Source organism: Serratia sp. PAMC26656 (assembly GCF_016469055.2).
GTDB lineage: Bacteria > Pseudomonadota > Gammaproteobacteria > Enterobacterales > Enterobacteriaceae > Serratia > Serratia plymuthica.
Genome location: NZ_CP150485.1, coordinates 62,070 through 72,393, shown reverse-complemented (window position 1 = coordinate 72,393; position 10,324 = coordinate 62,070). Strand labels below are relative to the sequence as shown.

Here is a 10,324-nt window from a genome sequence, read left to right as displayed (position 1 = left end):
TGTCGCAGGCATGGGATGTTTTGTATTGTGGTTCTGGGTGGCGGGTTCCTGGCTGTAACTCACCACGTTAGATAGGGATAATCAGTTTCGCATACGCAACCTTAGTTCTGGCGGGATATTCTTGCATCGATGGCCATTAGCCTAACCAAGGAGAGACTATGTTTAATTCGGGTGGATTAGAGCTGTGGATGATGTTGGTTATAGGGGGGAAATGGTAGCTGCCGGCTATTCAATTGTACTGATTGTCGAATGCATCGAAGAGCGTAGATGGAAACACGTATGGTACCTTGGGCCGCTCAGTGCAGCGGCACTCTCACTCTGATGGGTATAACGATGTGGAACATTTGAGCTTGCGCTTGGGCGGTCTTGGTTTTGTTTTCTGACACTCCGAAGGCGGCAGTTACGAGCATAGTTTCGCATGCGAAACTTTTAACTCATTTTAATATGGCGGAACGGAGCATGAGCGACAGGACGGAGTTAACTCACGAGGTGCGAGTCAGAATGACATTTGTGGCGAAAGCTGCATTGGCAAACCGAGGAAAGAGTACGCCAGAAGCTAAGGAAGTAATAAAGGATTATCTAGACGCTATCTCCCCTCAAACGGTTCTGGCGCTTTTGGAAGAGAATGAACGTTTACGGGCTCTTGTCGCGGATCTTATCGATGGGCAGAACCAGCCTTCTGTGTGATTTTTACCATGCAAGTTTCGCATGCGAAACTTTGAGGGGATTTCCATGACTACACGCCTGAGTGAAGCATTGGCATTACTGGGATATGAAAAGGTTGATGAGTTAATGTTCAAAAGCAACCTGGTTCACGCGATCCTCAACTTTGCTGAATGGCTGCAGGATGATGATCTCGAGTCGTTATGCTGGCAAGAAATAGCAAAAATCAGAACTGCGGCTGCATGGCAAAACCTAAAGTAATATGAGTAAACTCCTTATTCACTACCCCACATCAGGAAGCGTTAATCAGTCGTCACAGATGATTGCGCCTCAGGACTACCAACGTGCGCTTGAGTTACGTCAGATGGCCATGACGTATGATGACCTGCCTAAATACTTGCTGGCGCCAGAGGTAGCCGCGCAGCTGCACTACATCGAGGAGTGGTCACAGCATGCGTTTGTCAATCTGCTGTGGAATACCGGAGCGCGCATCAATGAAGCTCTGGCGGCATGTCGCAGGGATTTTCGTCTCAATGTGACCATGCCCCATGTTATCTACCGGACAGCCAAACAGCGACGTGCAGGCCCTGGACGACCAAAGAAAGGCAAGTCTGCGCACCGTATCGTCCCCCTTACCGATCCGTTATTTGTTGACGAGTTACGTCGCCTGTTTGCCAGTACAAAAGAGCAGTTTGAGATCAATCCCGAAACGGGGGAACGGACACCACTGCCTATCTGGCAAGTGACTGACCGTACTGTACGCAACTGGCTGACAAAAGCTGAAAATCAGGCACGGCGTGATGGCATTCGCTTTAGTATCCCAATTACTCCGCATGTATTCCGTCACAGTTATGCCATGCATATGATCTACCAAGGTACCCCTCTGAAAGTGCTGCAAGGGTTGCTGGGCCACGAGAAACCGGAGAGTACCGAAGTTTATACCCGTGTTTTTGCGCTCGATATTGTGGCCAGTCACCAGGTACAGTTTTCACTGCCGGCACAGGACTCTCTCGATATGGTTCGAGCCTCAGGTACCGGTTATTTGGAGCGAAGCTAACGCGCTTTGCTTGTTGACCCCTTTCTGGCCACGAAAGAATTTCGTGGCCAGAAAGGGGTGCTGAAGAACTGAAAATCAGCAGGAGCAGCGATGGTTTTTGATAATAGCTGGATTGTTCCTATCGTCTCAGCGTTTAGTGGCCTGCTCGGTATCATTGGCGGAGGATTTATTAATCACCAGTCCGCACTGTACAGAGAACGGCAGAAGCACCTGCAGAACGTTGAACTCAGAGAAGAAACTCGACAACAGGAATTGGCTTTTATCGGTATAGAGCTGACTTGTCTGCTAGAAGGCTTTGCTGTTCGTTGTGCCAATGTTTCTCAAGATTCTGGGGAATATCACGAAGGAACAAGGGAATTCGAGCCAACACGTAAAGAGCCCATACTTGACCTGTCTATTATAAAAGGTAACTGGAAGGTGGTACCTACCAACCTGATGTACGACATACGCAGCCTTCCGTTAAAACAATCAGAGGCCATTTCCCGTTTCAGCAACGCATGGGACCCAGAAGATCACCCTTTTCAAGTCGCCTGGTTTACAGAACGGCGGCTTGAGTATGCTCAATTAGGATTATCTGCAGCTCGGTATTCAGAGGCACTTCGCCTGGTATGTGCTCTACCAACGAGCCGGCTTGATTCCGAGAGATTTTTACCCGTACCTGTCATGCTTCGGGTAATCGAGGATATTGAAGAAAAAAAGCGGGAATGGGCATCGCAGCGAGCACAAAATGCTGAGGATATAGTCATGGGGGATCAGTGAGCGCCCTATCGGATGTTTAGCACCTTTTAACGGCTTCCTGGAAACTCATCTCTTATGTCGGATCAGTTGGCCCCTTTCCCTACTGAAATCTCATAGTTTCGCATGCGAAACTTACGCACTATTTCCAGTACACTTTATTGTATCTGTGTTGATATATTAAATCCTGTGATGTACTCTACTATGACTGAGGGCGGAAGGCCGCCATCAGCTTTCCGGTGTAACGCCATACTCACAGGTGCATGTCATATGCAGCATAACGCACTTGTAGGCAGACTGATCACCCAACCCGTTGTGGTGGTTAAGGACGAAACCCGATACTGTCGGTTCACTGTTGCTGAGCTGAGAAAACGGAACAACAACCAGACCAAAATTGAGTTCATTGCATTTGATGCTGCAGCTAAGCACATTGCCGACAACTGTCTTGTTGGAGACACCGTGTCGGTCGATTTCATCATTACCAATACCATTTATGAAAGTGATGGAGTTAACCATCATGGTTACCGTTTTCAGGCGACTTTGGTGGAATTTGTGACGTCAGGTAAGCAACGCAGAGAACAAGAGTCGAGCAGAGCTGGGCACGGCCACTAAGTAACAGTCTCAGTTTCGCATGCGAAACTTTTGAAGAGGATTTTAGAGATGACTGCAAAAGTAATCACGATCTGCTCCCAGAAAGGGGGCATTGGCAAAACCTTCGCCACAACTGAAATTGCTGCTGAACTGCAGCGCCGTAGCTACCGGACCTGTGCTATTGACGGCGATTGGATGAGTGCGTTGACGTCGCGCCAATTCCCGGACGGATTGCCACTGGAAATTGATGCCAATCCATCAGGCCGTGTTCTGACACCAGGCATGGCACACGTAAACCGTATCTATGGTGACGAACCTTTTGAGCCATTGAGGCTATCTGATGGGCGTGGGTTCATGGGGGCAACGGAGGAGTTGAACGATATCAACAACCGCAATTCCGATTGTATCTATGATTTTCGGACGCGCTTCGCGGAGCTGCGTGAACAGTTTGATTACATCCTCATCGACTCATCACCGGTCTGGTCAAACTTATTGATGGCCAATCACCTGGTGGCGGACTATTTGCTGGTCCCGACGTTGCTGGAGAAAACCTCTCGCCTTGGCGCCGAAAAACATCTGCGGACCCTGAAAAAAATCAAGGAACGTTATAATCCGGACCTGAAGCTGCTGGGTATCGTGGTGACTCAGGCGACGGTGGTCAACTACAAAAAAGACGCTTTTGATGGCCGCTATGCGGGCGTCGATACCGCGAACCTCGAAATGCTGTTGGAGATCCTGAACGAGAATGGTTTTGGTCCGGAACATCTGCTGGAGATCATCCCCTATGTTCAAACCAAAGTGCGCGAAGCCATCGAGCTCAACTTCACCATGAAGGAATATGCGCCAACTAGCCCATTGGTCGCGCGGTACGACGCGCTTGTTGACACCATTATTGCACGGACAGGGGGCTGATTCGATGGCCAAAAACTTTAAAGCTCACATGCGTGAAAAACGTGAAAAGACTGTTGTCCCGCAAACGACGGTTGAAACCCCTGTGCAGGAACGGGAACTGGCATTACCACACGAAAACCTGAATCAGCAGGAACTGAAAGTAAACCGGACACAGCAGGAGGAGCCTGCCGGGCAAGTCATTCGGGTGGGTATTGATGAGGTCTATGCCATAGAGCAGGTGCGTCCCGAGGAAGACTTTGAAGAAGAAACCATTGAAGGGATGAAACAAACCTATGACGGTTTTGGCATCTTATCCCCACCTCGCTGTTTCCCTCGGGACAAGCGTGGCTATCGCATCTGGATGGGCGAAACGCGCTGGCGCTCAGCCAAAGCGAGGGGGGATAAATATATCGATATCTATGTCGGCCCTCCGCCAAAGAGCGACAAAGAACGTATCATTGGCCAGTTGATCGAAAACTTGCACCAGTCTGGGCTGAAACCCCTGGCGACAGCAATTCAGCTGCAGGTTCTTCGTGATGTTCATGGAGTAACGCAGGAAGCGATGGCCAAAATCTTGGGCAAGCCCAAAACGTTCATCAGCAAACACATGCGGCTGATTGAGGCGCCGGCGTCAGTCATCGCGCTGCTGAAAGACAAGGTAACCAAAGACGTTGACCTGGCTTACACATTGTGTCAAATCAACGATATCAATCCCGATAGTGTTGATAAGCTGGCCAAATTGGTGCGCGACGGGAAGTTGACACGACAAGCGGCAATCAAAGAGCTGAATATCCTCAAGGACAAACCGCCGAAAAAAGAACCACCAGTACTCCCGACTGAATCGAAAACTGCCGGCACAGCGTTGACCGGAGACAGCAACAGCAGCGAAACATCTCAGCTGAAGCCTGAGCCGCAGTCGTCAGTGTCTGATTCCGGTATTGCTAACGGCGTTACGCCATCACCAGCAGGTCAAACCGGGCAGCCGGCAGCAGGGGGAACCGACTATGAGGCTCGGAAGCTCAAGGTTGCCCGAGTCCTGGTGAAGTTCGAAGATAGTGAAGGGTACCTGGTCACTGACAAAATTCCTGACGAGTTCGGGCAGGTGTGGGTTGAGCTGCCGATCGGCACGATGTGCATCGATGCGGCCGACATCTCTATCCTGGGTATCAAAGTGGTGTGAATGATCAAACCTCTTTTTGATGACCTGGCTGAGCAGTTTTTATCAGCCATTGTTAAAACATGGGTTATGCGCACCAATTTCACGTCTGCCGAAGCGGCGGACGTGTTGGTTGCCACTGCCACTCAATATGGCTTTCTGCGAGACCGTGAGCGGCGTTTGCTGGGCAATACAAAAAACAAGGAAACGCCACGGTGGGCTATGCAGAGCGCGTTGGCCCTGTTGCTCAATGATGGTTGGCGTCCGGCTGCGCATTCGGAGTGGGCCGCGTTCGCAACGTTATTTGTCATGACGGTGAATGCCGAGGAACTTGTACCGGTACTGGAGCAGTTGCCGGATGGAATGGATAAGGAGATCGCTGCAGGCTGGATCTGTGCGGCCTTAGAAGAAGCCGCGAGATACTGAGACAGGAAAAAAAAGTGATAAAGACGTTTTCAGAAGTGGAAGAGGCATTGTCAAAAACCGGCCGCCGCAGTTACGCCGGTGTCGTACTGGCCTGCTTGCTTGATGCCTATGATCAAGGAAACACGGAATTGGAAAAACGGGAGGTAGTGACGCGAACCGGGATAGCGGAAACCAACGTCGCGACTGTCGCGCGACGACTGGAAGAGCAGGGGATTATCAGCATTCTGTATTGGGATACTAAAGCGGAAAGTCCAATTTTATCCAGCTTACGTAATGGGCCGTGGTCCATACCTTACTATCGGTTGACGTCGTCTGTTTTGCTGTTGCATCGCCGAGGGTGACATCATACGAAGTTTCGCATGCGAAACTTTACTGAGGATAAGTAGCGTGTAAAAGGAGGTCCGTTTGAGACTGGTGACTAAGAAAGCTCCACGTGGACGGCTGTTCCGTGAGTTATCTGCAGAAGAAGCTCTTGCTGTAGGCAATGTGTGTGGCCAGGGGCGAGTACATTCCCTGGCTGAAAAGCAAATGGCTGAAACGGTACTCAGATCCATGCGGGATCAGGATTTATGGCTGGCGTGCGATTGCAAAGGTTCGGTGGAAGATCGTCCGCTCAACACGGCCAGAAATCTCGATGGCTCAATATTCTTGGTAAATTTCAGCGGCGAACACCACACTGATTGCCCACTGCACCGATCAAAACGCGACGATGACAATACTGGCCCCGGCGGCAGCCGAAAGAACGCCGGTGTCATGCGTATTGATTTTCGGTCTTTCCTGCCGCGAGATGATCATGGTGCGCGAATTTCGGTACCGACCAATACGGATAATCAGGGTACCGACAAAATCAGTCGGCGCCGAGTGCCGGCGCTTGCACGTTTGTTACTGAGCCTGATTGATGCGGCTGAGTTAAACCGGATCAACCCGGTGTACCCGCAAACGACAAGAACGAAAAAGCAGGCGCTCGACGCGGTGAAGTTGGTCACTGAGTTGGAACACTTTGCCCAAGGGCGGCCCCTTAGCGAGATTATCTTCTTTGATCCGTGGTTGAAACAAAACCGTCTTGATGCCCGTATGCACGAGCTGGAAACCGACGGTAAAGCATGGCCAGCTGGGCGAGCACGGACCTTCTACCAAATTCTTTTCTCGGAACAGGTCACCCAGGAGGAGGTGGTTTTCACCAACCAATATGGTTCCACGGTATTCCGACCGGAAAAGCGAGTAAGCATCAACGGCGAAACCGATGGCCACCGCGAAAAGTATTGGGTGATCCTGATGTACCAGCGCAATGACACCGGTACGGTGGTTTGTCGCGATGCTTACGCTCATGCGCTCTACGATTATACCTGCCCGGTACCGGTCGACAGCAATCTTGAGCGGGCAACCATTGTTTCCATCATAACAGCAGGTAAATGGTTGCGGAGTTCAGGCTATGAGATAGCCCTGAACAAGCCCCTCTTCGATATCAAGGTGACCGTCGACCAGGATGAAGGGTATGTTCTCCCGGATTTCATGTTGACGGTTACCCATCCTGGAAGGATGAGAACCACGGAGCTTGTGATTGAAACGATGGGATATACCGATGACGATTATGTTGAGCGCAAGGCCAATCAGCATGAAGGTATGTCAACGTTGGGCCGCTTACTTAAAGATCCACCGTATTGGCCAGAGCCGGCGGCCAAGTCTGATGCCTTTGCCCGGTATTTGTATGGCCGTATTACACATCTCTAATAAGGTTTAAGCGCTGCGTAGAAAGATGCTGTTAGGTGTGAATATGGTCATGTAGCCGGGTGGCAAAGGGCGCATCATCTAATGCCACCGTGCGCTTCACCGGTGACACCACGCGTACCAGCTTTTGCTCAGGCTGTTCTTTTTTACCGGGGACTTTCGGTATCACCACCTTCGGCCGTCCCACTTTGGGGTGTAGCCGTTGCTTGAGGGGGCGCAGCGTCACGAATGCCGGCGATGCATCAAACTCTACGTCAGCCGGTCGCACGGCAAGCGCCTCGTTGATACGCGCGCCGGTGTTCCACAAAAATTCGAACAGGGCGCATTTTTTCTTTATCCGCAATCAGTGTCTTTCTGCGTCTATTTTGCCGTATCCGCGCCAGGTGATCGCTCACAATAATTATTCTGGCCCGGACCGACCTTCGGTTAAATCGTTACTAATGGAAGTTTAACCGATTTCACTGCACTGGCCAGCGGCGTTATTACCAAGACCCGGGACAGGGGCATTCCGGCACCGACACAAGATGTAGTATGCCGGTCAGTTGCAAGAGCCACGAAATAGGGGATTTTGTGCCGCCAGGCGGGGCAGGGGAGATAAGTTCGGCTTTCTGGGCGTTTACCCGAATGGCGATCTTGAGCGCACCAATCAGGACGGTCGGGCACTGGTGTGGTTTGCCGGGCAGGGCATTCCCGACCGGGCAGACGGTTGGAAAATGAAACGTCAGCGGCTGTCACCGGCCTGGACCACACGGCTGGCGGACGTACCTGTCGTTCGTCTTAAATAGAAAATCAAAATTTTAGCGGGTTCCCGTTTACGAACTACTATATCGGAAATTTCGGCGGTTCCGGCGCAGGCTCCCCGAGACGGCTGTTTATGATAGCAAACGGATCGCATTCCTCTTGGGACTCTTTATCCACGTCGCGCCGTTGGAACGACGCTGTATTCGACTGTCAGCGCGTTGCAATCCAATATCCCGAGATAATGATGGGCATCTTGTTGGAAGGGAGCCATCCACACCTCGCCATTGCGCTCGATGCCGGACAAGAGTAATTCAATGCCTTTCAGATGAGACAACGCCTCCGCCTGAGTGAATGTGGTTATTTCACTCTTGGGCGCCAACCTGTCGTTCAGGATCACCGTGGCCACTTTCTCTTTCGAGTAGGCAAGGCATGCCTGTTTTTCCGCCGGATCACTGTATGTCATAGTCCAATACCGGTATCCGATAAAAAAAGCCATACACGGCAACAAGTAACAGAGCCAGGATGACGATCACAATTAACGTCCATTTCATGATTGATCAAAAATAAACCGCTAGACTTTCGCTGACAAATACTTACACTTTGCAACTAATATAGCTTAATACTAGTGAGTCTCATTTGCATATCAACAAGGAGAGTTGGCTATTGGTTACCTGTCTGGGGCTGTCTGGCCTGGCCCAGGCGGCATCGATCCTTAACCCTGCCGACCAGGATATTATCGAGCGCCGACAGAAGGATTTGTTGGAGCAGGCACAGCAGCAGCGTGAAGCACTGCAAAACAATGTCGCGTTGCCTGCATTACCGCTGCCTGTGGCGAGTGCGGGCGAGGAAACCTGCCACAACGTGCAACGCATTGTATTTCAGGGGGCGGAACACCTCTCCTGGTCGGTGAAAGAAAAACTGGCAAAACCCTATCAAGGCCGCTGCCTGACGCTATCCCGCATCAATAATCTGGTGCGGGAGACCACCAACGCCTATATCACGCGAGGCTATGTCATGTCGCAGGCCTGGCTGCCGGGACAGGATATCGCCGGCGGTGAACTGACCGTAGCCGTCAGTGAGGGGCGTATTGAAGGTATCAATCTGGATGGACAGGAAAGCCTGGCGCTGAAAATGGCGTTTCCCGGTAGTGTCGGCAGTGTGCTCAACCTGCGTGATATCGAGCAGGGCATGGAACAGCTCAACCGGTTGCCTTCACAGCAGGTCGCCATCGATATCCAGCCTGGAGCGCATTCTGGTTATTCAAACGTGGTATTGCGGCGCAGCTCCGCGCGTTTGCCCGTTGCACTTTCTTTTGGTGCAGACAACAGCGGCCAGAAAAGCATCGGCACCGGGCAGATGAATGCCGGCATGACGTTGGATAGTCCGTTGCGCCTTGCCGAACAGTGGTCATTTTCTGCGGCACGTAACAGCGATTTCAGCCATAGCCATCGCAGCCGCAGCCTCAACGGCGGCGTGACCTTGCCCTACGGCTACTGGCTATTCAGTTATCAATATGCCTGGAATGATTTTTTCCAGAACGTGCCGTTCAATGGCGACGCTTACCGCTATAAGGGAAATAGTCAAACCCAGCGTTTGGGTGCCAACCGCACGCTGTTGCGGGACGGTACGCGCAAGTTTTCTGTCGACATAGGGCTGACGCGCAGGCGTACAGAGAACCAACTGGCGGGTGAACGTCTGGCTATCAGCAGCCCGACGCTCAGCGTATTTAGCCTCGGCGGGAATTATAGCGCGGTCGCCGGGCGCGGCTATCTGACGCTGAACCCGACGGTAAGCCACGGCCTACGGATGTTGGGTGCCACCACGGATGACCCGGAGCATACCAATGCGCCGCGCAGCGAGTTTCGCAAACTCAGCCTCAGCGCCAGTTACTTCTATCCTCTGACTCCCTCTTTGTACTACCTGACATCAGCCTACGGGCAAACTACGCCGGATAACCTGTACTCCAGCGAGCGCGTCTCCGTTGGCGGGCAGTATTCGGTTCGCGGCTTCAAGGAGCAATACCTGACCGGCAACCGTGGTGCCTTCTGGCGTAACGAACTCAACTGGCAACTCGGCACTGTGCCGGTCATTGGCGATATGTCGCTGACCAGTGCGCTGGACGGCGGCTGGCTGCGCAGCGAGCCGCATCAGGTGGACGGAGGTAGCATGGCCGGTGCCTCGCTGGGGCTGGCGATGAACAACCAGTGGTTCAACCAGTCGTTCACCGTCGGCAAACCGCTGCTTTACCCCGCCAGTCTGCAGCCGGACCGCTGGGTGGCGTACTGGCAAGCTACCGTTACTCTGTAAGAAGAATGACATCGCTCACACATGGCACG

General features: G+C 52.0%; 14 protein-coding genes. 12 read left to right on the top strand and 2 right to left on the bottom strand.

Going from position 1 to position 10,324, the window contains the following annotated elements:
• The first annotated feature begins 459 nt into the window (after positions 1-459).
• The 10 genes from JEM67_RS00385 to JEM67_RS00340 all read left to right on the top strand — a co-directional run bounded on the left by JEM67_RS00385 (position 460) and on the right by JEM67_RS00340 (position 7,250).
• Positions 460-687: a hypothetical protein gene (locus JEM67_RS00385; RefSeq protein WP_199634981.1), complete on the top strand. Its 228-nt coding sequence runs from the start codon at positions 460-462 to the stop codon at positions 685-687.
• Positions 688-732: 45 nt separating this feature from the next.
• Positions 733-924 carry a hypothetical protein gene (locus tag JEM67_RS00380; RefSeq protein ID WP_199634980.1) on the top strand — a complete coding sequence of 64 codons (192 nt, stop codon included), beginning with the start codon at positions 733-735 and terminating at the stop codon, positions 922-924.
• A gap of 1 nt (position 925) precedes the next feature.
• Positions 926-1,720, top strand: a complete 795-nt coding sequence (locus JEM67_RS00375) for a tyrosine-type recombinase/integrase (protein WP_199634979.1) — start codon at positions 926-928, stop codon at positions 1,718-1,720.
• Positions 1,721-1,810: 90 nt separating this feature from the next.
• Complete coding sequence (locus JEM67_RS00370; RefSeq protein ID WP_199634978.1) at positions 1,811-2,479, top strand: hypothetical protein; 669 nt, start codon at positions 1,811-1,813, stop codon at positions 2,477-2,479.
• Between the two features lie 246 nt (positions 2,480-2,725).
• Entirely contained in the window at positions 2,726-3,067 is a 342-nt protein-coding gene (locus tag JEM67_RS00365; protein ID WP_199634977.1) for a single-stranded DNA-binding protein, read from the top strand.
• A 48-nt stretch (positions 3,068-3,115) separates the two neighbouring features.
• Positions 3,116-3,958 carry a ParA family protein gene (locus JEM67_RS00360; RefSeq protein WP_199634976.1) on the top strand — a complete coding sequence of 281 codons (843 nt, stop codon included), beginning with the start codon at positions 3,116-3,118 and terminating at the stop codon, positions 3,956-3,958.
• 4 nt (positions 3,959-3,962) lie between these two features.
• On the top strand, positions 3,963-5,117 hold the full coding sequence (locus JEM67_RS00355) for a ParB/RepB/Spo0J family partition protein (protein ID WP_199634975.1): 1,155 nt from the start codon (positions 3,963-3,965) through the stop codon (positions 5,115-5,117).
• Entirely contained in the window at positions 5,118-5,519 is a 402-nt protein-coding gene (locus JEM67_RS00350) for a hypothetical protein (RefSeq protein ID WP_199634974.1), read from the top strand.
• Positions 5,520-5,533: 14 nt separating this feature from the next.
• Complete coding sequence (locus JEM67_RS00345; protein ID WP_199634973.1) at positions 5,534-5,860, top strand: hypothetical protein; 327 nt, start codon at positions 5,534-5,536, stop codon at positions 5,858-5,860.
• A gap of 64 nt (positions 5,861-5,924) precedes the next feature.
• Complete coding sequence (locus JEM67_RS00340) at positions 5,925-7,250, top strand: hypothetical protein (protein WP_199634972.1); 1,326 nt, start codon at positions 5,925-5,927, stop codon at positions 7,248-7,250.
• Between the two features lie 31 nt (positions 7,251-7,281).
• Here the strand turns inward: JEM67_RS00340 and JEM67_RS00335 are convergent, their stop codons facing one another.
• Positions 7,282-7,590: a hypothetical protein gene (locus JEM67_RS00335; RefSeq protein WP_199634971.1), complete on the bottom strand. Its 309-nt coding sequence runs from the start codon at positions 7,588-7,590 to the stop codon at positions 7,282-7,284.
• A gap of 199 nt (positions 7,591-7,789) precedes the next feature.
• On the opposite strand from JEM67_RS00335, the gene JEM67_RS00330 reads away from it, so the two are divergent.
• Positions 7,790-8,032: a DUF4113 domain-containing protein gene (locus JEM67_RS00330; RefSeq protein WP_199634970.1), complete on the top strand. Its 243-nt coding sequence runs from the start codon at positions 7,790-7,792 to the stop codon at positions 8,030-8,032.
• Positions 8,033-8,157: 125 nt separating this feature from the next.
• On the opposite strand, the gene JEM67_RS00325 is transcribed toward JEM67_RS00330, so the two are convergent.
• Positions 8,158-8,451, bottom strand: coding sequence for a hypothetical protein (locus tag JEM67_RS00325; RefSeq protein ID WP_199634969.1), 294 nt, complete (start codon positions 8,449-8,451; stop codon positions 8,158-8,160).
• A gap of 200 nt (positions 8,452-8,651) precedes the next feature.
• Here JEM67_RS00325 and JEM67_RS00320 point away from each other — a divergent pair, with 200 nt between their 5' ends.
• Complete coding sequence (locus JEM67_RS00320; RefSeq protein ID WP_233527571.1) at positions 8,652-10,295, top strand: ShlB/FhaC/HecB family hemolysin secretion/activation protein; 1,644 nt, start codon at positions 8,652-8,654, stop codon at positions 10,293-10,295.
• Positions 10,296-10,324: the final 29 nt, after the last annotated feature.

Bases quoted from the DNA above. Each gene is read 5' to 3' on its own strand.
- JEM67_RS00375 (WP_199634979.1), top strand. From the start codon at position 926: ATGAGTAAACTCCTTATTCACTACCCCACATCAGGAAGCGTTAATCAG.
- JEM67_RS00365 (WP_199634977.1), top strand. From the start codon at position 2,726: ATGCAGCATAACGCACTTGTAGGCAGACTGATCACCCAACCCGTTGTG.
- JEM67_RS00385 (WP_199634981.1), top strand. From the start codon at position 460: ATGAGCGACAGGACGGAGTTAACTCACGAGGTGCGAGTCAGAATGACA.
- JEM67_RS00355 (WP_199634975.1), top strand. From the start codon at position 3,963: ATGGCCAAAAACTTTAAAGCTCACATGCGTGAAAAACGTGAAAAGACT.
- JEM67_RS00360 (WP_199634976.1), top strand. From the start codon at position 3,116: ATGACTGCAAAAGTAATCACGATCTGCTCCCAGAAAGGGGGCATTGGC.
- JEM67_RS00350 (WP_199634974.1), top strand. From the start codon at position 5,118: ATGATCAAACCTCTTTTTGATGACCTGGCTGAGCAGTTTTTATCAGCC.
- JEM67_RS00370 (WP_199634978.1), top strand. From the start codon at position 1,811: ATGGTTTTTGATAATAGCTGGATTGTTCCTATCGTCTCAGCGTTTAGT.
- JEM67_RS00380 (WP_199634980.1), top strand. From the start codon at position 733: ATGACTACACGCCTGAGTGAAGCATTGGCATTACTGGGATATGAAAAG.
- JEM67_RS00325 (WP_199634969.1), bottom strand. From the start codon at position 8,451: ATGACATACAGTGATCCGGCGGAAAAACAGGCATGCCTTGCCTACTCG.